Source organism: Streptomyces sp. a15 (genome assembly GCF_059026085.1).
The window spans coordinates 1-24477 of the sequence record NZ_JBWLKM010000066.1 but is presented as its reverse complement, the minus strand read 5'-3'; the positions used below and the strand labels follow the sequence as shown (position 1 = coordinate 24477).

Sequence of the window (24477 nt, the reverse complement as noted above, 5' to 3'; positions counted from 1 at the left end):
CCTTCCGGTCATGGATCACCGGCCGTAGATTTCTGGTCATCCGGCACGACCATGGAAGGGCCTCGACATGACCACCACGACCGCCATCGACAACCCCGTCCTGCGGGTCGCCCCCGCCGCCCCGGCCGAGGCCGCCGCCTACTTCCGCGCGAGCCTCGTCTTCCACGCCGACGTGTCCGACGTGGCAGCCGTGCTCGCGGCCGGCGGCGACCCCGGCTTCGTCGTCCTCGACTCCCGCTCCACCGAGTCCTGGGACCAGGGCCACGTCCCGGGCGCGGTCCACCTCCCGACCGCGCTCATCCCCGAGCAGGCCGAGCAGCTCCTCGACAAGTCCGTACCGGTCGTGACGTACTGCTGGGGACCCGGCTGCAACGGCGCCACCCGGGCCGCGCTCGTCCTCGCCGAACTCGGTTACCAGGTCAAGGAGATGCTCGGCGGCTTCGAGTACTGGGTGCGCGAGGGCTTCGAGTTCGAGACCTGGGAGAGCCGCGGGCGGCGCGACGCCGACCCGCTGACGGCGCCGGTGGGCGCCGCGAACTGCGGCTGCTGAGGCCGGAGTTCGGCGGGCCGCGCGGGCGTGTAGGTTCTGGCGCATGGTGCGATACGCGGAGCCGGGCACGGTGGAGTGGGTCGAGTCGGGCGGCGGTCCGCTCATAGCGGTGCCGGAGACGGTCCTGCCCTTCTGGGCCGGGGCCGACGGGGACGAGACGGCGTCCGACTACGACCGGGCGTGCGAGGTGGACGGATTCATCGGCCTGCTGCCCGTCGGGGACAGCGCCGCGCTGGTCTTCGGCGACGAGCCCGCCTCCACCACCTTTCTCCCGGAACACCACACCTTCGTGCGGTGGTCCGCGGCCGACTCCGAGGCCGCGCTCCTCGCGGAGGTCCCGAAGGCGCTCGACGCGGCCGCGTGGGAGACGGAGGTCCGCTGGAACGTGCCCGGCGCGGTGCTCCTGTTCGACGCGGCCTGGCCCGGCACCGACTCCGCACGCACCGAGCACGTGAGGGTCGTCCTCGATCCCGGCCGGTACGCCGTGCGCGCGGCCCATGTGCAGCCCGGCCCCGAGACATGGCTGGGGCTCGTACAGCTGCGGCGGCTGCCGGACTGACCCGCCTCGGAAATCGAGGTGCGGCACCGCCGGGCCGCCGCCCATCCTGATCGGTATGCCTCGACTCCCACACCCCACCACCGAAGAACTGCGCCGCGACCCGCTGCCCCTGCGCGGCCGTACCGCCCTGGTCACCGGTGCCAGCCGACGGGCCGGCATCGGGCACGCGGTGGCACGGCGGCTCGCCGCGTACGGGGCGAGCGTCTATCTGCACCATCACGTCCCGCACGACGAGGAGATGCCCTGGGGCGCCGACCGGCCCGAGGAGGTCGCCGCCTCCGTGCGCGAGGTGCTGGGCGACCCGGACGCCCGGGTCGTCTCGGGCCCCGGTGACCTCGCCGACCCGGCCGCTCCCGCCGAGCTGATCGCCACCGCCGCCTCGGCACTCGGCGGACGACTCGACATCCTCGTCGCCAACCACGCCCTCAGCGGCTCCGACGGCACCCTCGACACGATCGACGCCGCGATGCTCGACGCCCACTGGGCGATCGACACCCGCTCGGTGCTGCTGCTCGTGCAGGCCTATGCCCGGCTGCGGGCCGAGCTGCCGTCGCGCACCCCGGGCGGCCGGGTGGTCATGATGACCTCCGGCCAGGACCACGGCTCCGGCATGCCCGGTGAGATGGCGTACGCCCTCCAGAAGGGCGCCCTCGCCTCGATCACCCGCTCCCTGTCGACCACGCTCGCCGAGCACGCGGTCACGGTGAACACCGTCAACCCCGGCCCCGTGGACACGGATTACCTGACCGGAGAGGCGTACGACACCGTCGCCGCGATGTTCCCGGGCGGCCGCTGGGGCATGCCCGACGACCCCGCCCGCCTCATCGCGTGGCTCGCGACGGACGAGGCGGGCTGGGTCACCGGCAACGTGATCGACTCGGAGGGCGGCTTCCGGCGCTGATCTGCGGTCTTTGAAAGATCAGAGCTGTGACAACTCGTCCACCAGGTCGTCCAGACCCAGCGAGCCCTGTGAAAGAGCCGCCATGTGCCAGGACTTGAGGTCGAAGGCGTCGCCATGCCGCCGGCGGGCGTTCTCGCGGCCCAGCAGCCAGGCCCGCTCGCCGAGCTTGTAGCCGATCGCCTGCCCCGGGATCGTCAGATAGCGGGTCAGCTCGCTCTCCACGAAGTCCGCCGGGCGGCTGCTGTGCGCGCCGAAGAACTCCTGCGCCAGCTCCGGAGTCCAGCGCTCGCCCGGGTGGAAGGGGGAGTCCGCCGGGATCTCCAGCTCCAGGTGCATGCCGATGTCGACGATGACGCGGGCGGCCCGCATCATCTGCGCGTCGAGATAGCCGAGCCGCTGCTCCGCGTCCGTGAGGAAGCCGAGTTCGTCCATCAGCCGCTCCGCGTACAGCGCCCAGCCCTCCGCGTTGGCGCTCACCATGCCGATGGAGGCCTGGTAACGGGAGAGGCTCCCGGCGACGTGCACCCACTGCGCGAGCTGGAGGTGATGCCCGGGGACGCCCTCGTGGTACCAGGTCGAGACGAGGTCGTAGACCGGGAAGCGGGTCTGGCCCATCGTCGGCAGCCAGGTGCGGCCCGGGCGCGAGAAGTCCTCCGACGGCGGCGTGTAGTACGGGGCCGCGGCGCCGCCGGGCGGGGCGATCCGGGACTCCACCTTCCGTACCCGCTCGGCGAGTTCGAAGTGCGTGCCGTCGAGCGTCTCGATGGCCTGGTCCATCAGGCCCTGCAACCAGTCGCGGACTTCGTCGACGCCCTCGATGTGCTTGCCGTGCTCGTCGAGGTGGGCGAGCGCCACCCACGGCGTCCCGGCGCCGGGCAGGATCTTCTCGGCCTCCTTCTTCATCTCGGCGAGCAGCCGGTGGTACTCGGCCCAGCCGTACGCGTACGCCTCGTCCAGGTCGAGATCGGTGCCGTTGAAGTAGCGCGACCAGCGGGCGTAGCGCTCCCGGCCCACCGTGTTCGGGGCGCCCTCGATGGTCGGTACGTACACCTCGCGCATCCAGTCCCGCAGCCCGGCCACGGCCGCGGTCGCCGCGCGGGCGGCCTCGTCGAGCTCGGTGCGCAGCGAGTCGGGGCCCGCCGACGCGAAGTCCTCGAACCAGCCGCGTCCCTCGCCGTTGGTGTCCGTCCACTCGGTGAGCTGCTCGACGAAGGTGGCCGTCGGCCGCGGGGCCGCGTACAGCTTGCGCTCCAGGCCCAGTGTGAGGGACTCGCGGTAGCCCGCCAGCGCGGTCGGCACCGCGCGCAGTCGCTCTGCGACGGCCGCCCAGTCCTCGTCGGTCTCCGTCGGCGTGACCGTGAAGATGTCCCGCACCGAGTGCGCGGGCGTGGCCAGGTTGCCCACGGTGCGCAGCCCCTCGTCCGCCTCGTGCACGGCGAGCTCCGCGCCGAGCCGCTCCCGCAGCAGCCGCGCACACCGGCGTTCGATGTCACTGTCCGCACCGGGCTGCCGCTCGGCCTCGTCGAGCCTGGCCAGTGTCGTCCGTTGGAGTTCCGCGAGCGCCTCCTGGCCCGCGGGCGAGAGGTCGGGCAGCCGGCTCGAACTCTCCTTCACGCCGAGATACGTACCGGTCACCGGGTCGAGGGCGATGAGCTCGTCGACATAGGCGTCGGCGACCTCACGGGGCAGCGGGCTCTTGGTGTCAGACATGGGGACCATCCTCGTACGAGGTGTCGCCGCACGTCACCCGGATTGAGCCGAGGGCGTATCGGGCGGCAGGAGGGGCCCGCAGTCCCACTGCTGGAAGATCAACCGGGTCTCCACGCGGGCCACTTCGCGCCGGGACGTGAACTCGTCGAGGACCAGGCGCTGCAGGTCGGTCATGTCCGCGACGGCCACATGGACGAGGTAGTCGTCCGGGCCGGTGAGATGGAAGACGGTCCGGGACTCCGGCAGCGCCCGGATCCGCTCCACGAACGGCCCCACCAACTCCCGCCGGTGCGGCCGGACCTGCACGGACAGCAGCGCCTGAAGGCCCCGGCCCAGCTTGGCCGGGTCGAGCCGGAGCTGATGGCCGAGGATGACGCCCGCGCGGCGCAGCCGGGTGACCCGGTCCAGACAGGTCGACGGCGCGACCCCGACCTGCGCGGCGAGGTCCCGGTAGGTGGTCCGGGCGTCGTTCTGCAGCAGGCGCAGCAGATGCAGGTCCACCGGATCCAGTACGACAGATTCGGCCATGGGCCGAACGTAACACGGGGCATGATCCCTCCGGCCCGTTCCGTGTTCACCCTTCCGTCCATGGACTCACCGCGAGCACTGGCAACCGAGGCCGTCCACGCAGGCCGTGACGACCTCGCCCGGCAGGGCCTGCACGCCCCGCCGATCGACCTGTCCACGACCTACCCCTCGTACGACAGCCGCGGCGAGGCCGCCCGCATCGACGCCTTCGCGACCACGGGCGCCGAGCCGGACGGCCCGCCCGTGTACGGGCGGCTCGGCAACCCGACCGTCGCCCGCTTCGAGACCGCCCTCGCCCGGCTGGAGGGCACCGAGGCCGCGGTCGCCTTCGCCAGCGGGATGGCCGCCCTGAGCGCCGTCCTGCTCGTACGGTCGTCCCTGGGCCTGCGGCACGTGGTGGCCGTACGCCCCCTGTACGGCTGCAGCGACCACCTGCTGACCGCGGGGCTGCTCGGCTCCGAGGTGACCTGGACCGACCCGGCCGGGATCGCGGACGCGCTGCGGCCCGAAACCGGCCTGGTGATGGTGGAGTCCCCGGCCAATCCCACGCTCGCCGAGCTGGACCTGAGGGCCGTCGCCCACGCCTGCGGCTCGGTGCCGCTGCTCGCCGACAACACGTTCGCCACGCCCGTCCTGCAACGCCCGGCCGAGCACGGCGCGCGGCTGGTGCTGCACAGCGCCACCAAGTACCTCGGCGGGCACGGGGACGTCATGGCGGGGGTGGTGGCCTGCGACGAGGAGTTCGCCGGGCGGCTGCGGCAGGTCCGGTTCGCCACGGGCGGCGTGCTCCATCCCCTGGCCGGCTACCTGCTGCTGCGCGGGCTCGCGACCCTGCCGGTACGGGTACGGGCCGCGTCCGCGAACGCCGCCGAACTCGCCCGGCGTCTGACCGCCGACCCGCGCGTCGGCCGCGTCCACTATCCGCGCATCGGCGGCGCGATGATCGCCTTCGAGGTGTACGGCGACCCGCACGAGGTCATCGGCGGCGTCCGCCTGATCACCCCGGCCGTGAGCCTCGGCAGCGTCGACACCCTCATCCAGCACCCGGCGTCCATCAGCCACCGCATCGTGGACGCCGAGGACCGCCGGGGCGCGGGGGTGAGCGACCGGCTGCTGCGGCTGTCGGTGGGCTTGGAGGACGTGGAGGACCTGTGGGCTGATCTGGACGCCGCGCTGGCGCGCCCCGACAGGGGCGCGGGGCCGGAACATGTGCGGCTCCGCCGCGCGGGCGCGACCAGCCACAGAGAACCCGCAGCCGCCAGCGCCCCCGTAGCCCCTACGGCGCCTCGGCCCTCGTAACCCCCACGGTGCCCTCCGACGCTCCCAGCGGAGTCTCCAGACGGGCCGTGATGACCAGGGTCCCCTCCTCGATCTGGTAGTCGAGGGGGAGCCCCAACCCGCGCATCGCGGCGACCATCCCGGTGTTGGACGACTGCGTCACGGCGTACACACTCTCGCAGCCCGCCTCGACAGCCATCCCCACCAACCTGCGGAGCAACTCGCTGCCGATGCCGCGCCGCTGCCAGGCGTCCTCGATGAGGAGGGCGACCTCCGTCTCGTCCCCGTCCCACAGCAGATGGCCGAGGCCGACGACGCGTCCGGAGGCGGTCTGCACGGCGAGCGTCCGCCCGAAGCGCGGGCTGAGCAGGTGGTTGAGGTAGTGGTCGGCGTCACCGATCGGACCGTGGTACCGCATGCCGAGGGTGCGCGGCGAGCACCGCTCGTGCATCGCCTTCGCGGCCTCCAGGTCGTCCGCGTCGGCCCGGCGCACGGTGATGTCGCTGCCCTCGGGCAGCGTCAGCACGTCATGGCTGCGCGGCACCCGCGGACCGAGCCGAGCGTCCAGCTCCACCAGCGCCCGCACCCGCGCGAACTCCGTCGGGGTGAACGGCAGGTACGGCCGCTCCACGGTGATCACTCCGCCTTCCGGCGCCCGAAGCCGCATCACGGTGTCCTCCAGCACCCCTTCGGCCGGCACGGCCTCCGGCCCGTTGCCGCTGCCGGCCACCGGCTTGGCGGGCAGCGAGCGGATGGTGCACCGGCCCAGCAACTGGCGCAGGGCCAGCGGCAGTTCCGCCGCGTCCAGGGCCGTACGGGCGGCCAGGCCCAGCATCCGGGTCGGCGCGTCCACCAGGTCGTGGGCGTCCGCCCGCTCGATCCAGGTGTCACTGCCGCCGGCCAGCGCGACCGCCCGGGTGATGTCGCTGCCCGCGAGGTCGCCGGGAGCACGCAGCAGGAACTCGTCCACCGTGCCGTCGGCCAGCGGGTGCGTCTGCAGGCTGAGGATGTCGACCCGCTGCCCGGCGAGGGCCGCGCACAGGGCGGCCAGCGAGCCCGGCTCGTCCTTCACGGTGGTCCGCATCCGCCACAGCGTGCTCTCCCCGGCCACCGGGTCCGGCGTCGCCGACACCCGGTCGGACGGCCCGGCCGGCTGCTCCAAGGGCAGCGGCCGGGCACCTGTATCGCCCGTCGGAGGGGCGTGACCGTGGCGGCGTGACCACCATGTGTGGAACCCCGCCGTGGCGACCAGGACCATCGCCGAGACCAGCAGCAGCTCCGGGCCGTCGGGCCCGTGCCCGACCAGGTTCGCCACGGCGTCCGCCACCGCCACGGCCGTGAACAGAGCAGCGAGTTCGACCACGTCGCGCCGCCAGTGGTGGACGGGGCGACCGTTCTTGGTGCGCGTCACATCGGACACTTTTCGAGTCATGCACCCACTGTGAAGGACCGGTGTTGCGTGATCACGAACGCTTTGTGACTGATCGGTAAAAGGTGGTTCCGTACCTTTTATTTTTCTTTGTACGATTCTTTGGTGGCCATTACTGACCCACCTGGCCCGGCTGAAGCACCTGTGTGAACAACACGGTGCCGTCCTGTTCCCGCAGCCGTACCGTCAGCTCGCCGCTGTCACCGTCGATGTCCACCTCGCCGAAGAACTGGTACCCGCCGGCCGGAGAGACATTGGCAGTGGTGGGTGCCTTGAGGAAGACCCGGTCCGGGCCGAAGGTGCCGTCCAGCGTGTTCGCGGGGAAGGCGCCCGCGTTGAGCGGCCCGGAGACGAACTCCCAGAACGGCGCGAAGTCCTTGAACGCGGCCCGCGAGGGGTCGTAGTGCTGGGCCGAGGTGTAGTGGACGTCGGCCGTCAGCCAGACCGTGCCGGTGATCCGCCGGTGCTTGATGTACCGCAGCAGCTCGGCGATCTGCAGCTCCCGGCCGAGCGGCGCGCCGGGGTCGCCCTGCGCGACCGCCTCGATGTTCGGCCTGCCGTCGCCGGTGTCCGGCACGACCAGGCCGAGCGGCATGTCGGAGGCGATCACCTTCCACACCGCACGGGAGCGGGCCAGCTCGCGCTTGAGCCACTCCAGCTGCTCCCGGCCGAGGATGCCCTGCGGGTCGGTGGCCTGGTCGTCCGTCGAGTTGGCGTTGCGGTAGGTGCGCATGTCCAGGACGAAGACGTCGAGGAGCGGGCCGTACTTCTGCACCCGGCAGACCCGGCCGTCGGGGCGGCGCAGCGTCGAGATCGGGAAGTACTCGGAGAAGGCCTGCCGGGCGCGGGCGGCGAGGACGTCGACGCTCTTCTCGGTGTACCGGGCGTCGGCGAGGATCTCGCCCGGATACCAGTTGTTGGTGACCTCGTGGTCGTCCCACTGGATGATGGACGGCACCTGGGCGTTGAAGCGCTTGAGGTTCTCGTCGAGCAGGTTGTAGCGGAAGTTGCCGCGGAACTCCGCGAGCGTCTCGGCGACCTTCGCCTTCTCCTCCGTGGTGATGTTCCGCCAGGTCCGCCCGTCGGGCAGGGCCACGGTCTCGGTGAGCGGGCCGTCGGCGTAGATGTTGTCGCCGCTGCAGAGGAAGAAGTCCGGGTCGAGCTTCGCCATCGCGTCGTAGATCCGGTAGCCGCCGAACTCCGGGTTGATGCCCCAGCCCTGCCCGGCCAGGTCGCCCGACCAGACGAACCGCACACCGTCGCGCCGTTTCGCGGACGCCGTGCGGAAGGTGCCGGTCACCGGCTCGCCGGTGCGGCGCGGGTCGTCCGGGTCGGCGAGCAGCACCCGGTAGTGGATCTGCTCGCCCGCCGGCAGTCCGCGCAGCGCGGTCGTCCCCGTGAAGTCCGTGTCCGCGCCGAGCAGCGGACCACGCCATCTGCGGGGGTTGCGGAACGACTCGGTGGCGGAGGTCTCCACGATCATCCGGGCCGGACGGTCGGAGCGCACCCACACCAGGCCGGAGTCGCAGGTGACGTCTCCCGTCTGGACGCCCCAGCCCGCCCCGGGGCGCCCGGACAGGGCGAACGCCGGCGCCGCGCCGACGGCGGCGGGCAGGGTCAGGGCCGCGGATGCGGCCAGGGAGCCGCGCAGGACGCTGCGGCGGCCCGGGAAGGGACGGTGTGACATGGATACGCCTCCAGGGACGGGTTCCGGCCAGTGTGCAGTGACACACCTACTCGTACGCCGCAGCGCCCATGGAAACCACAAGTGAACAACTGACCGTGCCGCCACAAGGGACCCGGCTGACAGCCACCGCGCAACGGCCGGTCGCACCGTCAACTACTCGCCGCACACAGCGATGCAGGACAACCCGTCGGTGAGAGGTCCTCAAGTCCCTTGTGCCCTGGGGCGGGCCCCTCAGCGGCTGCCGTCGAGGATGACGCGCGCGACCAGCGCGGGGTCGTCGTTCATCGGGCAGTGCCCGCAGCCGGGCAGCCGCACGAGCCGTGCCCGGGGGATGATCTGCTTGGCGCGCACGCCCTGGCGCCGGATGAGCAGCCGGTCCTTCGTGCCCCAGGCGAGGGTGACGGGGAGGCCGGGCACGTCGTCGGTGAACTGGATGCTGGTGCCGGCCCGGAGGGTCTGCGTGAATCCCGTCGCCCGCGCCAGCGCGAGCGTCTCGGCGACGACGGCCTCGGGCGAACGGCGGGTCGGCCGGGCGTAGATGGTGCTCGTCAGGGCCGCGCGACCGACCGCCGTGCGCGCCAGTTGCTCGACCATGGGGAGCGGCATCCGCTCGGCGATCCGCCGCATCGTGACGAGCACGCCGAAGGCGTAACGCCGCTCGGCCTGCGACCAGAACCCGGCCGGGGACAGGGCCGTGACCGACCGTACGAGCTTCTCCCGGCCGAGCTCCAGGGCGAGGAGGCCGCCGAGCGAGTTGCCCGCCACGTGCGGTCGGTCGAGCTCCATCGCCTCGCAGAAGGCGCCGAACACCGAGGTGGTCGTGGGCAGGTCGTACGCTAGGCCGTCCGGCAGGGCGGGGGAGACGCCGAACCCGGGCAGGTCCACGGCGATCACGTCGCGCTCGGTCGCGAGGATGTCCACTATCGGGTCCCAGGCCTGCCGGTGGTGACCTATGCCGTGCAGCAGGAGCAGCGGTTCGCCCCTGCCCCGGCGTGTGTAGGACACGGTGACGGGCCGGGGGCCCTGTGCGGTGGGCACCTCGAAGGCGACGGTGGCGGACATGGGGCTGCTCCTCGACGGTGGGGAACTCGTTGACGAACGCGGCGTAGACAGCTTGTCAGCAATTGCTACCGGCGGGTAGCCCCTTGGGGTCTCTGGGGCTGGGGCTCCTGGGGCGGCGCGCACCGCAATCGCCTGGACACGACCGCGGGCGTCCGTTGGGATGGAGCCGTGACAGCCGACACAGTGACCGACGTCTTCGAAGAGCACCGCCCCGTCCTCCTGGGCGTCGCCTACCGCATGCTCGGGCGGGTGGCCGACGCGGAGGACGTCGTGCAGGAGGCCTGGCTGCGCTGGTCGGGCGCCGACCGGACCGAGGTGCGCGAACCGCGCGCCTATCTGGTGCGGATCACCACCCGGCTCGCCATCGACCGGCTGCGCCAGGTCAAGGCACGCGGCGAGACCTACGTCGGCCCGTGGCTGCCGGAGCCGTACGTCACCGACTTCGGGGACACCGTGCCCGACACCGCGGAGCGGGCGGTCCTCGCCGACTCCGTCTCCCTCGCCGTACTCGTCGTCCTGGAGTCGCTGTCGCCCTTGGAACGCGCGGTGTTCGTCCTCAGGGAGGCCTTCGGCTACCCGTACGCCGACATCGCCGCCATGCTGGAGCGCGGCGAAGCAGCCGTGCGGCAGCTCGCCGGGCGGGCCCGCAAGCACGTGGAGGAGCGCCGGCCGCGCTACCAGGCCGACCCCGTGCAGCGCCGCGACCTCACCGAGCGGTTCCTCGCCGCCGCCGGGGAGGGCGACCTGGAAGGGCTGATGTCCCTGCTCGCCCCGGATGTGCGGCTCGTGGGTGACAGCGGAGGCAAGGCGAAGGCGCCGCTGCGGGTGCTGGAGACGGCCGACAAGGTGGGCCGCTTCATGATCGGCGTCGCGGAGAAGGGCGGCATCCCCGACCTGTCCTTCCGCTTCCTGGAACTCAACGGAGGGCCCGCCATCCTGGTCCTGTCCGGCGACAAGCCCGACTCCGTCTTCCAGCTGGACGTCCTGGACGGGCGCATCCAGTCCGTCTACATCATCCGCAACCCCGACAAGCTGCGGTCCCTGGCCGCCCGCTGACGCCCGGCGTCCGGCCCTGCCGTACGAACGCCTCGTGAACGCTGCCCGGCAACGCCGTCGTCCGTTGCGTCAGGGATCGAGGATTGGTCTTGACCAAGGGTGGGGGTCGTCCTATGGTCGCAGAGAAGTGCAACAACCTTTAATAAACAAGGGCGCTAAAACGCCGCGGGACAACGGCGATTGCGGAGGCAAGGGTGGGGACCACGCAGCTGGAAACGGTGCCGGAACCGAAGTACTGGCATCTCAAGACCGTGCTGAGTGAGGCACTGGACACCGAGTTCACGGTGGGCGAGATCCTGCCCAACGAACGCGACCTCGCCGCCCGCTTCGGCGTGGCCCGCGCCACGCTCCGCCAGGCCCTGGAGCAGCTCGAACTGGAAGGCCGCCTCCAGCGCCGCCGCGGAGTCGGTACGACCGTCGCCCCGCCGCGCGTGGGCGTCGCCGTCGGCACGGAGCAGCACGTCTGGCCGGGAGCCGCCGGCGACGACTGGCAGCCCGTCGACTGCGCCCGGGAGGTGCCGCCCGCGGCCGTCGCGGCCGCCCTGGAGACCGGCGCCGAGCAGAACGTGCACCTGGTGCGCCGCTCCCGCACGACCCACGGCCAGCCCGTCGCCGCCGAGCTGCTCTACATCGCGGAGTCGGCGGTGCCCGACCTCTCCGCCATAGACGCGCCCGCCGGCGTCGCACGCGCGCGTGCCGTCCTGCGCGAGCTCCAGCGCCTGGAGCTGGAGGGCCAGGAGAGCGCCGTCGAGCTGGGCTCCGCCCGCGCGGACGACGCCCGGCAGCTGGACCGGCTCCCCGGGGCGCCCGTCCTCGTCGTCACCACCCGCTACATCGCCGAGGGCCGCACGGCCGCGGTCTCCGTCGCCACCTACCGCGCGGACACCTGCCGGCTGACCTTCGGGGACTCCGGTGGCGTGGAGATCCACCAGGGACCCGAGCGGCGGGCCTCCTGAGTCACCTGGTCGGTGCCCCGGAGCGCCGGGCGTCCTGACCGCCGTAGTGCCATGCTCAGCGCCCCGCAGCCGGCTGCGGGGCGCTGTTCCGTGCGGGTGGCCCTCACCGCCGGGCCGTCATCGTCCTCTCCACCGCGAACAGCTGCTCCTCCACATGGTCGAGGGCCAGCCGCAGCGCGCCGGTGGCCACGGCCGCCTCGCCCAGCAGCGAGAGGGCGACCTTCGGGGGCCGCAGACAGTAGCGCGCCAGCTCACTGCGCAGCGGTTCCAGTACGCCGTCCAGTCCGGCCGCCCAGCCGCCGACCACGACCAGTTCCGGATCGAGGGCCAGCACGAGTGCCGCCACGTCGTGCACGAGCCGCTGGATGAACCGGTCGACGGCCGCGCGGGCCCGCTGGTCGCCCTCGCGGGCCTGCGCGAAGACCGCGGCGACCGCCTGCTCGTCCAGCGGGTGCAGGGGCTCGCCCGTGGTGGACAGCAGTGTCTCCGGGGTGACCTCGCGGCCCAGCAGGTGCAGGGCGCCGATCTCGCCGGCCGCCCCGCCGTAGCCGCGGTGCAGCTGTCCGCCGATCAGCGCGCCGGCGCCCGGGCTCAGCCCGGCCAGCACGAACACGATGTCGTCGGACTCGGTGGCGGAGCCCTTCCAGTGCTCGGCGACCGCCGCCGCGTTGGCGTCGTTCTCGACCAGCACCGGGCACTTGAAGGAGCGGCTCAGCCGCTCGCCGAGGCGCAGCCCCGTCCACTCGGGCAGCGCGGTCCCCAGCCGGACCGTGCCGTCCGCCTCGATGATCCCCGGCGTGGCGACGCCCACGGCCCGCAGCGAGCCGCGCGCGACCCCGGCCCGGCGCAGCAGTTCGGCCACCGCGGTGCGCAGCCGCTCCAGGCGCTCGTCCGCCGAGGCCGTCTCGTCGACGTCCTTGGCCTGCGCGCCGATGATCCGGCCGTCCAGGTCGGACAGGAGCGCGGCCACGCGGTGCGCCCCGATCTCCACCCCCAGCAGATGCCCGGCCTCGGCCCGGAACCGGAACCGCCGCGCGGGCCGCCCCTGCCGCCGCTCCACGCTCTCGTCGGCCGCCTTCTCGACGACGTAACCGGCCTCGATAAGCCCTTCGACGACACCTTCGACGGTCGGCCGGGACAGTCCGGTCACCCGGGTGATCTCGGTCAGCGTCGCGCAGTCGGTGGCGCGCAGCGCGTGCAGCACCACCGCGGAGTTGATCCTTCGCAGCAGCGAGGGATCCCCGCCGGTCAGCCGCCCCAACGTCCGTCCTCCCAGCTCGTGCGCGTGTTGGCCGGATCGTACTCGGCGCGGCGGACCCCGGCGAGTGCCGGGACGCGCGAGACGGCCTCCCGGCCCCGCCGACCGGATCCGGCCGGTCGGCCGTCCGGGCCCACCGCGGGTTTCCCGTCCTTGGGGCCGTCGGCCCGCCGACGCGTTCCGGTCAGCCCGGCGCCACGAACCCCGACTCGTACGCCGCGATCACGGCCTGCGTACGATCCCGCGCCCCCAGCTTCGCCAGTACGGCGCTGACGTGCGACTTCACCGTCTCCGTCCCGACCACCAGCCGGGCGGCGATCTCCGCGTTCGACAGGCCGCGGGCCATCAGCCGCAGCACCTCGGCCTCCCGCTCGGTCAGCTGGGCGCGCTCCATCACGGCGCGGGCCGCGCGGTTGCCGCCGTCGTCGCCGTACTCGGCGGCGAGCTGCCGCACCGAGGCCGGGAACAGCAGCGACTCGCCCTCGGCGACCAGCCGCACCGCGTGCACGATCTCGGCCGGACGCGCCCGCTTCAGCAGGAACCCGTCGGCCCCGGCCCGCAGCGCCTCGTAGACGTACTCGTCGTTCTCGAACGTCGTCACCACGAGGATCTTCGGCGGATCGTCGACCGTCCGCAGCACCGCGCGCGTGGCCTCGATGCCGTCCATGAGCGGCATGCGTACGTCCATGGCGACCACGTCGGGCCGCAGCTGCCGCACCAGCGGGATCACCGCCGCCCCGTCGGCCGCCTCCCCGACGACCTCGATGTCGGGCTGCGCCTCCAGCACGGCCCGCAGACCGGCACGTACGAGCGGCTCGTCGTCGACGAGGAGAACGGTGACCGGCATCCGGCCAGCGTAGATCAGCGCAACGGCAGTTCGACCTGCACCTGCCAGTCGCCCTGGTCCGGCCCGGTGTGCGCACGGCCGCCGAGCAGGGCCGCGCGCTCGCGTATGCCGCGCAGGCCGCTGCCCCGGCCGGGGCCGGGTATGTCGGCGGTGAGCGGATTACGGACCTCCAGGCCGAGACTGCTGTCGTCCACCTCGATGCGGACCCGGACGGGGACGGCTCCCGCGTGCCGCAACACGTTGGTCAGCGACTCCTGGAGGATGCGGTAGCCCTCGCGGGAGACCGGTCCGGGCACGGTGTCCAGGGGCCCGGTCACGTCGATGTCGACCTTCGCCCCGGAGGCGCGGGCCGACTCCAGCAGACGGTCGGCGTCGGTGAGCGTCGGGCGACTGCTGACAGGCCGCTGCGACTCCCGCAGGATGCCCAGCACCCGCTCCAGGTCCTCCAGCGCGGCCCGGCCGGTCTCCTCGATCGCGTCCAGGGCGCGGTCCGTGAACGCGGGATCGCCGGCCGCGCGCGCGGCGCCCGCCTGCACCACGGCCACGGTCAGCGCATGGCCGATCGAGTCGTGCAGTTCCCGGGCGATGCGGGTGCGCTCGAGCAGCTGCTCGGTGCGCTCCTCCATGGCGGCGAGCCGCTCGGCGGGGGAGGGGCCGAGGAGGCGGCGGGCGAGTGCGGTGATGAGCTGGCCCGGGGCGACCACGGTCACCGCCAGCGCGACCAGCGCCAGGGGCACGAGCAGCACGTGCCACCACTGGTGGCCGTCGAGGAGGAACAGCACACCCTCCTCGACGTCACGGCCGAACGCCGACGACACCAAGTCCACCGAAGCGAGGAGCAGTTGGACGGTGAGGAACGAGGTCGCGCAGCCGAGCAGCAGCCGCGCCTCCAGCCACACGACGAGCCGCCCCCGGTCGCCCCAGGAGGCGGACGGCGCGACGACGATGTCGGTGCTCTCACTGTCGGGCCGGTGACCGGTCAGCAGCAGCCTGGCCTGCAGCCCCTCCACGGTACGCATCGCGGGCACCAGCCCGACCGGGACGAGCACCGCGGCCGCCACCACCCAGGTCCACCACGCTTCCTCGATGAACAGCCACATGCTCGGCCACACGATGGCGATGAACAAATGCAGCAATCGTGTGTAGGTCACCGCCCGACCGAACGGGCGCAGCATGCGGGCCATTTCGTCATCGTGCCAGCCGCCACTGACAACGGACCTCCCCCGCACGGGGGAGACGATCTCCACGCGCGGGGGAGGCCCCGCCCCCCTCCCCGCGGCCAGGCTGCTGCCATGACCAGCATCGACGTCCAGGACCTCACCAAGGAGTACGGCACCCGACGAGCCGTCGACCACCTCACCTTCCGTGTCCTGCCCGGCCGCGTCACCGGCTTCCTCGGCCCCAACGGCGCCGGAAAGTCCACCACCATGCGGCTGGTGCTCGGCCTCGACCGGCCGACCTCCGGCTCCGCCACGATCGGCGGCCGCGCCTACGCCACGCTGCGCGAACCCCTCCACCAGGTGGGCGCCCTGCTCGACGCGCAGGCCGCACACGGCTCCCGCACCGGCCGCGACCACCTGCGCACCCTGGCGGCGGGCAACCGCATCCCGGACCGCCGGGTCGACGAACTGCTGGAGGAGACCGGGCTCGCCTCGGTGGCGCGGCGCCGGGTGCGGACGTACTCCCTGGGCATGCGCCAGCGGCTCGGCATCGCCGGCGCCCTGCTCGGCGACCCCGAAGTGGTCATGCTCGACGAGCCGTCGAACGGCCTCGACCCCGAAGGCATCATCTGGATCCGCGAGTTGCTGCGCCGGCTCGCGGCCGAGGGACGCACGGTCCTGGTCTCCAGCCATCTGATGAACGAGACCGCGTCCTTCGCCGACCATCTCGTGGTCCTCGGCCGCGGCCGCCTGCTCGCCGACACCCCGATGCGGGAGTTCATCCATGCGCGCGTGCGGCCCCGCGTACGCATCCGTACATCGGACCCCACCGCGCTCAAGGCGGTCCTCGCCCGGCACGGCCACGACGCCGAGCAGCACGAGGACGGGCACTGGACCGTGCACCACGCGCGCGTGGACGACATCGGCCGCCTCATGTCGAGCGCGGGCGTGCCGGTCCTCGAACTGGCTGCTGTGGAAGGCACGTTGGAACAGGCCTATCTCGATCTCACGGCCCCGGAAGCCGAGTTCGCCGCCCACCCGTCCGCGACGCAGCCGCAGGAGGCCTGACATGTCGTTCGCACCCGTTCTGCGCGCCGAGTGGCTGAAGATCCGCACACTGCGCTCGCTGTGCGGAGCACTGCTGGCGGTGTTCGCCGCGACCACCGCCTTCTCCGCCATCGCCGGGGTCTCCGAGACGTCCGACCCCGAGTTCGACCCGTTGTTCATGGCGCTGTCCGGGGTCGCGCCCGGCCAGATCGCCGCGATCTCCTTCGGTGCGATGGCCGTGTCGTCAGAACTCCACGGGGGTGGGCTCCGGCTGACCTTCGCCGCGGTGCCGCAGCGCGGACGCTGGTTCGCCGCCAAGGTGACCGCGATCGCCGTACCCGCCCTCCTCGTGGGACTGCTCACCGCCTTCGTCGCCCTCGTCGTGGCACGGGCCGGCCTCGGCGAAGCGGCGAGCGGGCTCACCGTCGAGGAGCAGCTGCGCGGGGTCGTGGGCGGCGGGATCTACCTGATGCTGATGGCATTGTTCGCGGCCGGTCTGGCTGCCCTGCTGCGCAGCGGAGTCGCCACGCTGTCCCTTCTGATCCCGTTCATCCTCGTCGTCTCGTTCGTCGTCGGGGACGCGGCGGGCACCGTCGCCGACTTCCTGCCCGACAGGGCCGGCCAGGTGGTCCTCCACCAGACGTACGACGGCCCACTGGGCCCGTGGTCCGGGCTCGCGGTGACCGCGCTGTGGACGGCGGCGGCGCTGCTGGCGGGGGCGTGGAGCGTGCGGCGCCGGGACGCCTGACGCCGGTATGCCTGACGCCACACCAATTGTCAGTGGCGCCGGGTTTACTGGACCACATGAACATCGCACGGCACATCGCGCTCATCGACGAGCTGTGCTTCCGACCCTTTCCGGTGGAGCGCGGCTCGTCGGACGTCGGCGTGGAGGGACCCGGGTACCACGTCGCGGTGTTAGAGAGAAGCCAGGGTGCGGCGGACAGCGAATGCGGGGTGCGCGCCACGACGGTGGAGCAGTACGAAAAGGACCGGGACGCCCTGTACGAACTGCTGGCGCCGCGCTGGGGACACACGGCACCAATGAGCCTGCAGACCACCCTGTTGCGTACCGAGCGGGAGGAGATACCCGAGCCCTGGGCGATGCTCAGCTCGGACGCACGCCTCGCGTACGTGTGGGAGGCGGAGGGCACCGGCCGTTGGGTCGGGGTGGCCGTCGCCGACCTGAACCCGTCCGACGAGGTCCGACTCCTCGCCGTGGTCACGGAGATCGACCCGCCGTGACCGAGCGCTGTTACCGGCCATTTCGGACGTCTCCGGTTGACCGACGCCCCCGTGTTCGGCAGGGCCGCCGGTCGGGAGAGGGGCACGCGACTGGCGTCGAAGTGAGGTCGTGGCATGCGGGCGATCGTCGTAGGGGCGGGCATCGGGGGACTGGCCGCGACGCTGAGCCTGCGCCGCGCCGGCCATGAGGTCACACTCGTCGAGCAGACGCCGCGGTTCACCGAGATCGGAGCCGGGATCCAACTCGCGCCCCACGCCACCCGCGTGCTGCGCCGACTCGACCTCCTCGACGAGGTCGCCGCGCACGCCGCCCGCCCCTCCCACCTGAGCTTCCGCACCTGGTCCGACGGAGCGGAGATCTGCCGCTACGCGCTGGGCCGCGAGGTCGAGGACGCGTTCGGGGCGCCCTACCTCCTGCTCCACCGGGCCGATCTCCAGCAGGCCCTGGCCGCCGCGGTGCCGCCCCGGTCGGTGCGCCTGAACACGGCTGTCGTTGGAATCGACCAGGACGACGACGTCGCCTACGTGACCACGGCCGGCGGCGAGCACCTGCGCGCGGACCTGGTTGTGGCAGCCGACGGGATACGGTCCGCGGCCCGCCAGTGGCTCTTCGGCGCGGACGAGGCGGTGTTCTCGAAAACCGCCGCCTACCGGGCGGTACTCCCGGCCGACCAGGTGGCCGACCTGGACCTGCCGGAACTCGGCGTCTGGCTCGGACCGGGCCGGCACTTCGTCCACTACCGGGTGCGTCGCGGGGAACTGCTCAACGTCGTGGCCGTGTTCGGGACAGAGGCGGCGCAGGAGTCGTGGACCGCTCGGGCGGAACCGGGAGAGCAACTGCGGGAGTTCGACGGGTGGGACCCCCGCGTGCTCGACGTCCTGGAACGCGCGGGACAGGTGTTCCGCTACGGCCTCTACACCCGTGCCCCGCTCGCCCGATGGAACATCGGACGGGTGACTCTCTTGGGCGACAGCGCCCACGCGATGGTGCCGTTCCAGGCGCAGGGCGCGGCACAGGCGATCCTGGACGCGGCCGTACTCGGCGACGCCCTCACGGGTGCGACCCCGGCCGACGTACCCGACGCGCTCGACCGGTACGTGAGCCGACGGCTGGCGACCGCCACCGACGTGCAGGCCGGTTCCGCGCGGGCGGGCGAGGAGTTCCACCTGCCGGACGGCCCCGAGGCCCAGGCGCGCAACGCCCGCATGGCGGCCCACGCGGCCAAGAACAGGTTCCTGCCGCAGGCGACGGCGTGGGGCGCCGACATCCTCTAGGGCGCCTCCAGGACCTGCCTTTGCCCTCCGGACCCGCCTGTGAGCCTCCGCCCTGTCTGTGAGCCTCCGCCCCCGCCTCTGAGCCTCCGCCCCCGCCGCCTGCCCTAAGCTTCCGCCGCCACCCGCAACCGCGCGAACTCCTCTGCCATCGTCGCGGCCGTCCAGTGCGCGTTCAGCCCGCTCGGATTCGGCAGCACCCACACCCGCGTGTCCCCGATCGTCCGCTCCTGCGGCCCCACTTGGGCCTTGCGGTCGTCGAACGCGGCCCGGTAGGCGGTGACCCCGACGACGGCCAGCCAACGCGGCCGCAGCCGGGCCACCTTGAGTGCCAGCAGCCGCCCGCCCTCCCGGTACTCCTCCGCGCTCAGCTCGTCGGCCCGCGCGCTCGCCCGGGCCACGACGTTCGTGATGCCGAGCCCGTACGACAGCAACTCCTGCTGCTCGGACGGCTTCAGGAGCCTCGGCGTGAACCCGGACAGGTGCAGCACCGGCCAGAACCGGTTGCCGGGGCGGGCGAAGTGGTGGCCCGTCGCGGCCGTCATGAGGCCGGGGTTGATGCCGCAGAACAGCACGCGGAGGCCGTCCGCGACGACGTCCGGTACCAGACGGTCGCGGGCGGCCTCCAACTCCTCGGGAGTGAAGCGGGTCAGAGGATCGCTCCGGGGGTGTAACCCGCGGCCTCCGGGCGCTGCTTCACGATCTCCTCGACGCGGCCGACGACCGTGGCGACCTGGTCGGCCGCGGCGCCCGTGAAGGACAGCTTGTCGGCCATCAGCGCGTCCAGCTGGGCACGGTCGAGCGGAAGGCGCTCGTCGGCGGCCAGCTTGTCCAGCAGTTCGTTGCGTTCGGCGCCCTGCTCGCGCATCGCCAGCGCGGAGGCGACCGCGTTCTCCTTGATCGCCTCGTGCGCGAGTTCACGGCCGACGCCGGCGCGCACCGCGCCCATCAGCACCTTGGTGGTGGCGAGGAACGGCAGGTAGCGGTCCAGCTCACGGGCGACGACGGCCGGGAAGGCGCCGAACTCGTCGAGCACCGTCAGGAACGTCTCCAGCAGACCGTCGAGCGCGAAGAACGCGTCGGGGAGGGCCACTCGGCGCACCACCGAGCAGGACACGTCCCCCTCGTTCCACTGGTCGCCGGCCAGCTCACCGGTCATCGACGCGTATCCGCGCAGGATGACCATCAGGCCGTTGACGCGCTCGCAGGAACGGGTGTTCATCTTGTGCGGCATCGCGGACGAGCCGACCTGGCCCGGCTTGAAGCCCTCGGTCACCAGCTCGTGCCCGGCCATCAGGCGGATCGTCTTCGCCAGCGACGACGGGGCCGCCGCCAGCTGCACCAGCGAGGTCACCACCTCGTAGTCCAGCGAGCGCGGGTAGACCTGGCCGACCGAGGTGAACGCCTGCGAGAAGCCCAGGTGCCCGGCGATCCGCTGCTCCAGATCCGCCAGCTTGCCCGCGTCCCCGCCCAGCAGGTCCAGCATGTCCTGCGCCGTACCGACCGGGCCCTTGATCCCGCGCAGCGGGTAGCGGGCGAGGAGCTCCTCGACCCGGCCGTACGCCACGAGCAGCTCGTCGGCCGCGGTCGCGAACCGCTTGCCGAGGGTCGTCGCCTGCGCGGCCACGTTGTGCGAACGGCCGGCCATGACCAGCTCGCCGTACTCGCCCGCCAGCTTCCCGAGCCGCGCCAGCACGGCCACCGTACGGTCGCGCACCAGCTCCAGGGAGAGCCGGATCTGCAGCTGCTCCACGTTCTCGGTGAGGTCCCGGGAGGTCATGCCCTTGTGCACGTGCTCGTGCCCGGCGAGGGCGTTGAACTCCTCGATCCGCGCCTTCACGTCGTGCCGCGTGACCTTCTCGCGCTCGGCGATCGAGGCCAGGTCGACCTGGTCGAGGACGCGCTCGTAGTCGGCGATCGCCGCGTCCGGCACCTCGATCCCGAGGTCCTTCTGGGCCCGCAGCACGGCGAGCCAGAGCTGACGCTCCAGCTTCACCTTCTGCTCGGGCGACCAGAGCGTGGCGAGCTCGGCGGAGGCGTAGCGTCCGGCGAGGACGTTCGGGATGCGGGGCTTGGCGGGAGCGGAAGTCACGTGTACGGATTCTACTGGCGATTCCTGCAGGCCAGCGCCACGGGTGCCCTTGTCGGAACCTACGAGAGCGTCTCCGCGAGCTCCGCCAGCACCTCCGCATGGCACAACTCCGGCGCACACCAGCAGGCCAGCGCCTTCCCGCGCAGCGGCGGCACCAGCTCCAGCAGCCCGGGCCGCTCGAGGAGGTACGCCCGGTACTTCGCCATGACCTCCGCCCGGGTGCCGTCCCGCCGCTTCGCCGGGGTGTCGTAGGCGAACGGGTTGTACAACGGGTGCCGGGGCAGGTCCCAGCCGCCCATGGTCCAGCGGCGGCCGACGTAGACCACGTCCGCCGGGGCGTGTTCCAGCCGGGGGCCGTACTCGTGGAGCCGGCCCCTGACGTTGATCACCCGCGTGGCCATGGCGGGTTACTCCGCGGGCCCCTCGTACGGCGACAGCTCCGGCCGCTTCGGCGGGAGTCCGTCGCCCGAGGAGCGGCCCGTCAGGCGGCGGCCGATCCACGGCAGCAGGTGCTGGCGGGCGAAGCGGGCGTCCGCGACCCGGCGGGCGGCCCAGCCCGGCGGTGGTGTGAGGGGCAGCGGTGTGCGCCACTCGGTGTCCTCGGGCTCGTAGCCGAGCCCCTGCCACACGGCCTCCGCGACCCGCCGGTGCCCCTCGCCGCTCAGGTGCAGCCGGTCCACGTCCCACATCCGGGGATCGCCGAGCGACGGCGCCCCGTACAGGTCGACCACCAGCGCGCCGTGCTTCTCGGCGAGGCCGTCGATGCACTCGAACAGCTCCTCCATGCGCGGCCGGAAACGCTCCAGGACCGGGCCCTGGCGCCCCGGGCTGCGCATCAGCACCAGCTGCTCGCAGGACGGGGCGAGCCGCTCCACGGCCTCCGTCAGCAGCGCGCGCACCCGCCCCATGTCGCACTTGGGCCGGAGCGTGTCGTTGAGCCCGCCGACCAGCGTGACCACGTCGGCCCGCATGGCCGCCGCCACGTCGATCTGCTCGGCGACGATCTGCCCGATCAGCTTGCCGCGCACCGCGAGGTTCGCGTACTGGAAGCCGGGGGAGTGGGCGGCCATCCGCCCGGCGAGCAGGTCGGCCCAGCCCCGGTAGCTGCCGTCCGGCAGCAGGTCCGACATGCCCTCGGTGAAGGAGTCGCCGACCGAGACCAGGCTGGTGTACGTGGGGTTCTTCTGCATGGCGTCACAGATGGTAACCCGGGGCCATACCCGCCGGTCGGTCGGCCCGGGCCCCCGCACCTCACCGATCAGGCCCGCTGCCCGAACAGCTCCCGCAGCACGTCCTCCATGGTCACCAGACCGGTCAGCCGCCCGTCGGAGCCCAGCACGGCCGCGAGATGCGTACGGCTGCCCCGCATCGCCGTCAGGACGTCGTCCAGCGGGGTGCTCTCCCGCACCCGGGCGCTGGGCCGCATGTCCTGCACCCGGAACGGCACGTTCCGCGGAGCGGCGTCCAGCGCGTCCTTCACATGCAGGTAGCCGACGATGCGGCGCCCGTCGTCCACCACCGGGAAGCGGGAGAACCCGGACTCGGCCGAGAGCTGCTCCAGCTGCTCCGGAGTGATGCCCACGCGCGCGTAGACGACGCGTTCCAGGGGGAGCACCACGTCCCGCACCGGCCGGCGCCCCAGTTCCAGCGCGTCGTGCAGCCGCTCCCGCGCACGGTCGTCGATCAGCCCCGCCTCGCCGGAGTCCCGTACGATCCGGGCCAGCTCGGCGTCCGAGAAGGTGGCCGCGACCTCGTCCTTGGTCTCGACCCTGAGGAGCTTCAGCAGGGTGTTGGCGAAGGCGTTGATCGTGAAGATCACCGGCCGCAGCGCCCGGGACAGGGCGACCAGCGGAGGGCCGAGCACCAGCGCGCTGCGCACCGGCTCCGCGAGCGCGATGTTCTTCGGGATCATCTCGCCGAGCAGCATGTGCAGATACGTCGCCAGGGTCAGCGCGATCACGAAGGAGACCGCGTGCCCGGCGCCGGCGGGCACACCCATGGCATGGAACACCGGCTCCAGCAGATGCGCGATGGCCGGCTCCGCGACCACACCCAGGACCAGGGTGCACAGCGTGATGCCGAGCTGTGCGGCCGCCATCAGCGCGGACACGTGCTGCAGACCCCACAGCACGCTCTTCGCGCGCCGGTCGCCCTGGTCGGCATGCGGCTCGATCTGGCTGCGGCGTACGGAGATCAGCGCGAACTCCGCGCCCACGAAGAAGGCATTGACGACGAGGGTCGCCAGACCGATCAGCAACTGAACGGCGGTCACTTGCCCTCCACCTCCGTCATCCCTTCATGCAGCGGTGCGTGCAGCAGCAGCCGCGCGGCCCTGCGGCCCGACGCGTCCACCACGTCCAGCAGCCAGCCCGCGACCTCGACCCGGTCCTCGACGGCGGGGATGCGGCCGAGCTCCGTCGCGACGAGGCCGGCCAGGGTCTCGTACGGCCCCTCGGGGGCCCTCAGGCCGACGCGGGCGAGCTGGTCGGTGCGGGTGGAGCCGTCCGCGGAGTACAGGGCGCGGCCCTCGTCGTCGGTGCCGGCCCGGGCCAGGTCGGGCGTCTCGTGCGGGTCGTGCTCGTCCCGCACCTCGCCGACGACCTCCTCGACGATGTCCTCCAGCGTGGCCACGCCCGCCGTGCCGCCGTACTCGTCGATGATCACGGCCATCGTGCGCTTGCCGGACAGCCGGTCCAGGAGCCGGTCGACGGTGAGGGACTCCGGGACCAGGAGCGGCTCGCGCATCAGCTCGGACACGGACACGCGGGTGCGGAGCTCCGCGGGCACCGCCAGGACGTCCTTGATGTGCGCGGTGCCCACGACCGAGTCGAGGTTGCCGCGGTAGACCGGGAACCGGGACAGGCCGGTCGCCCGGGTCGCGTTCGCCACGTCCTCGCAGGTCGCCTGGACGTCCAGGGCGATGACCTGCACGCGCGGAGTCATCACGTTCTCCGCGGTCAGGTCGGCGAGGTTCAGCGTCCGTACGAAGAGCTCGGCGGTGTCCGCCTCCAGGGCGCCCTCCCGGGCCGAGTGCCGGGCCAGCGCGGCCAGCTCCTGCGGCCCGCGCGCCGAGGCCAGCTCCTCGGCGGGCTCCAGCCCGAAGAGGCGCACCGCACGGTTGGCGGTGTTGTTGAGGTGGGTGATGAAGGGGCGGAACGCGGCGCTGAACCAGCGCTGCGCGTTGCCCACCCGCTTGGCCACGGCCAGCGGCGAGGAGATCGCCCAGTTCTTCGGCACCAGTTCGCCGACGACCATCAGGAACACCGTCGACAGGGCCGTACCGAGCACCAGGGCCAGGGAGCTCGCCGTGGAGCGGGAGACGCCGGCCGATTCCAGCGGGCCCGCGATCAGCGCGGCGATCGACGGCTCGGAGAGCATGCCGACCACCAGGTTGGTGACCGTGATGCCGAGCTGCGCGCCGGAGAGCTGGAAGGTGAGGCTGCGTACGGCCTTCAGGGCCCCGGCCGCGCCCCGCTCGCCGCGCTCGACCGCGCGCTCCAGATCGCCGCGGTCGACGGTGGTCAGCGAGAACTCCGCGGCGACGAAGGCACCACAGATCAGCGAGAGCAGGATCGCCACCAGCAGCAGAAGCACTTCCGTCATCGGGTCACCTCCGTCCCATGGTCGGGCAGGGCAGGGAGGATCGCGCGATGTCGCGTACTGGGAGGTTCGCCCATGGGCGGACGCTCACACCTTTCATGGAGGACCGAGTGGCCCACCAAGATTAAAGGATGGGCAAAAGAGTTCGTTCGGTGGCCGGTTCCCTAGGGCCTGTCCGGCGGATCATGCCGCAGACGCGGGGCAGCAGTGACATCAGCCGCTCCGCGGCGGGCGCCGATC

General features: G+C 72.5%; 24 protein-coding genes. 10 read left to right on the top strand and 14 right to left on the bottom strand.

The window, feature by feature from the left end:
* The first annotated feature begins 67 nt into the window (after window positions 1-67).
* The 3 genes from AC5P09_RS39340 to AC5P09_RS39330 are packed head-to-tail and all read left to right on the top strand — an operon-like array spanning window position 68 to window position 2010.
* A complete protein-coding gene (locus AC5P09_RS39340) occupies window positions 68-550 on the top strand; it encodes a rhodanese-like domain-containing protein (protein WP_493878495.1) in 483 nt (160 codons plus the stop codon).
* A gap of 43 nt (window positions 551-593) precedes the next feature.
* Window positions 594-1109, top strand: a complete 516-nt coding sequence (locus AC5P09_RS39335; RefSeq protein ID WP_266443586.1) for an immunity 21 family protein — start codon at window positions 594-596, stop codon at window positions 1107-1109.
* Between the two features lie 55 nt (window positions 1110-1164).
* A complete protein-coding gene (locus AC5P09_RS39330; RefSeq protein ID WP_493878494.1) occupies window positions 1165-2010 on the top strand; it encodes an SDR family oxidoreductase in 846 nt (281 codons plus the stop codon).
* A gap of 18 nt (window positions 2011-2028) precedes the next feature.
* Here the strand turns inward: AC5P09_RS39330 and AC5P09_RS39325 are convergent, their stop codons facing one another.
* Window positions 2029-3720 carry a DUF885 domain-containing protein gene (locus AC5P09_RS39325; protein WP_493878493.1) on the bottom strand — a complete coding sequence of 564 codons (1692 nt, stop codon included), beginning with the start codon at window positions 3718-3720 and terminating at the stop codon, window positions 2029-2031.
* Between the two features lie 33 nt (window positions 3721-3753).
* Window positions 3754-4248, bottom strand: coding sequence for an Lrp/AsnC family transcriptional regulator (locus AC5P09_RS39320; protein WP_493878492.1), 495 nt, complete (start codon window positions 4246-4248; stop codon window positions 3754-3756).
* A gap of 60 nt (window positions 4249-4308) precedes the next feature.
* Between AC5P09_RS39320 and AC5P09_RS39315 the strand changes: the two genes are divergently transcribed.
* Window positions 4309-5547, top strand: coding sequence for a trans-sulfuration enzyme family protein (locus tag AC5P09_RS39315; protein ID WP_493878491.1), 1239 nt, complete (start codon window positions 4309-4311; stop codon window positions 5545-5547).
* Here the strand turns inward: AC5P09_RS39315 and AC5P09_RS39310 are convergent.
* The 3 genes from AC5P09_RS39310 to AC5P09_RS39300 all read right to left on the bottom strand — a co-directional run bounded on the left by AC5P09_RS39310 (window position 5525) and on the right by AC5P09_RS39300 (window position 9704).
* The gene (locus AC5P09_RS39310) at window positions 5525-6958 is read right to left on the bottom strand and encodes a GNAT family N-acetyltransferase (protein WP_493878490.1); all 1434 of its coding nucleotides are present in this window, start codon (window positions 6956-6958) and stop codon (window positions 5525-5527) included. The two genes, AC5P09_RS39315 and AC5P09_RS39310, sit on opposite strands and share 23 nt — an antisense overlap.
* Before the next feature lie 109 nt (window positions 6959-7067).
* Window positions 7068-8642, bottom strand: a complete 1575-nt coding sequence (locus AC5P09_RS39305) for an alkaline phosphatase D family protein (RefSeq protein WP_493878489.1) — start codon at window positions 8640-8642, stop codon at window positions 7068-7070.
* A gap of 231 nt (window positions 8643-8873) precedes the next feature.
* Window positions 8874-9704, bottom strand: a complete 831-nt coding sequence (locus AC5P09_RS39300; protein ID WP_493878488.1) for an alpha/beta fold hydrolase — start codon at window positions 9702-9704, stop codon at window positions 8874-8876.
* Between the two features lie 168 nt (window positions 9705-9872).
* Here AC5P09_RS39300 and AC5P09_RS39295 point away from each other — a divergent pair, with 168 nt between their 5' ends.
* Both AC5P09_RS39295 and AC5P09_RS39290 read left to right on the top strand, forming a co-directional pair.
* The gene (locus AC5P09_RS39295; RefSeq protein WP_493878487.1) at window positions 9873-10760 is read left to right on the top strand and encodes an RNA polymerase sigma-70 factor; all 888 of its coding nucleotides are present in this window, start codon (window positions 9873-9875) and stop codon (window positions 10758-10760) included.
* Between the two features lie 194 nt (window positions 10761-10954).
* Window positions 10955-11716, top strand: coding sequence for a GntR family transcriptional regulator (locus AC5P09_RS39290; RefSeq protein WP_493878486.1), 762 nt, complete (start codon window positions 10955-10957; stop codon window positions 11714-11716).
* 103 nt (window positions 11717-11819) lie between these two features.
* Here the strand turns inward: AC5P09_RS39290 and AC5P09_RS39285 are convergent, their stop codons facing one another.
* The 3 genes from AC5P09_RS39285 to AC5P09_RS39275 form a co-directional block, all read right to left on the bottom strand.
* Complete coding sequence (locus AC5P09_RS39285; protein ID WP_493878485.1) at window positions 11820-12977, bottom strand: ROK family transcriptional regulator; 1158 nt, start codon at window positions 12975-12977, stop codon at window positions 11820-11822.
* 181 nt (window positions 12978-13158) lie between these two features.
* Window positions 13159-13821, bottom strand: a complete 663-nt coding sequence (locus AC5P09_RS39280) for a response regulator (protein ID WP_493878484.1) — start codon at window positions 13819-13821, stop codon at window positions 13159-13161.
* A 14-nt stretch (window positions 13822-13835) separates the two neighbouring features.
* Window positions 13836-15005 carry a sensor histidine kinase gene (locus tag AC5P09_RS39275; protein ID WP_493878483.1) on the bottom strand — a complete coding sequence of 390 codons (1170 nt, stop codon included), beginning with the start codon at window positions 15003-15005 and terminating at the stop codon, window positions 13836-13838.
* 108 nt (window positions 15006-15113) lie between these two features.
* Here AC5P09_RS39275 and AC5P09_RS39270 point away from each other — a divergent pair, with 108 nt between their 5' ends.
* The 4 genes from AC5P09_RS39270 (at window position 15114) to AC5P09_RS39255 (ending at window position 18548) form a co-directional block, all read left to right on the top strand.
* Entirely contained in the window at window positions 15114-16049 is a 936-nt protein-coding gene (locus AC5P09_RS39270) for an ABC transporter ATP-binding protein (RefSeq protein ID WP_493878482.1), read from the top strand.
* A gap of 1 nt (window position 16050) precedes the next feature.
* Window positions 16051-16776: an ABC transporter permease gene (locus AC5P09_RS39265; RefSeq protein ID WP_493878481.1), complete on the top strand. Its 726-nt coding sequence runs from the start codon at window positions 16051-16053 to the stop codon at window positions 16774-16776.
* Between the two features lie 56 nt (window positions 16777-16832).
* Window positions 16833-17273 carry a hypothetical protein gene (locus tag AC5P09_RS39260; RefSeq protein WP_493878480.1) on the top strand — a complete coding sequence of 147 codons (441 nt, stop codon included), beginning with the start codon at window positions 16833-16835 and terminating at the stop codon, window positions 17271-17273.
* A 114-nt stretch (window positions 17274-17387) separates the two neighbouring features.
* The gene (locus tag AC5P09_RS39255) at window positions 17388-18548 is read left to right on the top strand and encodes an FAD-dependent monooxygenase (RefSeq protein WP_493878479.1); all 1161 of its coding nucleotides are present in this window, start codon (window positions 17388-17390) and stop codon (window positions 18546-18548) included.
* A 104-nt stretch (window positions 18549-18652) separates the two neighbouring features.
* Here AC5P09_RS39255 and mug read toward each other — a convergent pair whose 3' ends face one another.
* The 6 genes from mug to AC5P09_RS39225 form a co-directional block, all read right to left on the bottom strand.
* Window positions 18653-19198, bottom strand: a complete 546-nt coding sequence (gene mug / locus AC5P09_RS39250; RefSeq protein ID WP_493878517.1) for a G/U mismatch-specific DNA glycosylase — start codon at window positions 19196-19198, stop codon at window positions 18653-18655.
* Entirely contained in the window at window positions 19195-20637 is a 1443-nt protein-coding gene (gene purB, locus AC5P09_RS39245) for an adenylosuccinate lyase (RefSeq protein ID WP_493878478.1), read from the bottom strand. The genes mug and purB overlap by 4 nt, the downstream gene beginning before the upstream one ends.
* A gap of 59 nt (window positions 20638-20696) precedes the next feature.
* Window positions 20697-21038 (bottom strand): DUF4326 domain-containing protein, encoded by a 342-nt coding sequence (locus AC5P09_RS39240; protein ID WP_493878477.1) that lies wholly within the window; start codon window positions 21036-21038, stop codon window positions 20697-20699.
* A gap of 6 nt (window positions 21039-21044) precedes the next feature.
* On the bottom strand, window positions 21045-21827 hold the full coding sequence (locus AC5P09_RS39235) for an SGNH/GDSL hydrolase family protein (RefSeq protein WP_493878476.1): 783 nt from the start codon (window positions 21825-21827) through the stop codon (window positions 21045-21047).
* A 68-nt stretch (window positions 21828-21895) separates the two neighbouring features.
* Window positions 21896-22909 (bottom strand): hemolysin family protein, encoded by a 1014-nt coding sequence (locus AC5P09_RS39230; protein ID WP_493878475.1) that lies wholly within the window; start codon window positions 22907-22909, stop codon window positions 21896-21898.
* A complete protein-coding gene (locus tag AC5P09_RS39225) occupies window positions 22906-24240 on the bottom strand; it encodes a hemolysin family protein (protein WP_493878474.1) in 1335 nt (444 codons plus the stop codon). Before AC5P09_RS39225 ends, AC5P09_RS39230 begins: the two co-directional genes overlap by 4 nt.
* Between the last annotated feature and the right edge of the window lie 237 nt (window positions 24241-24477).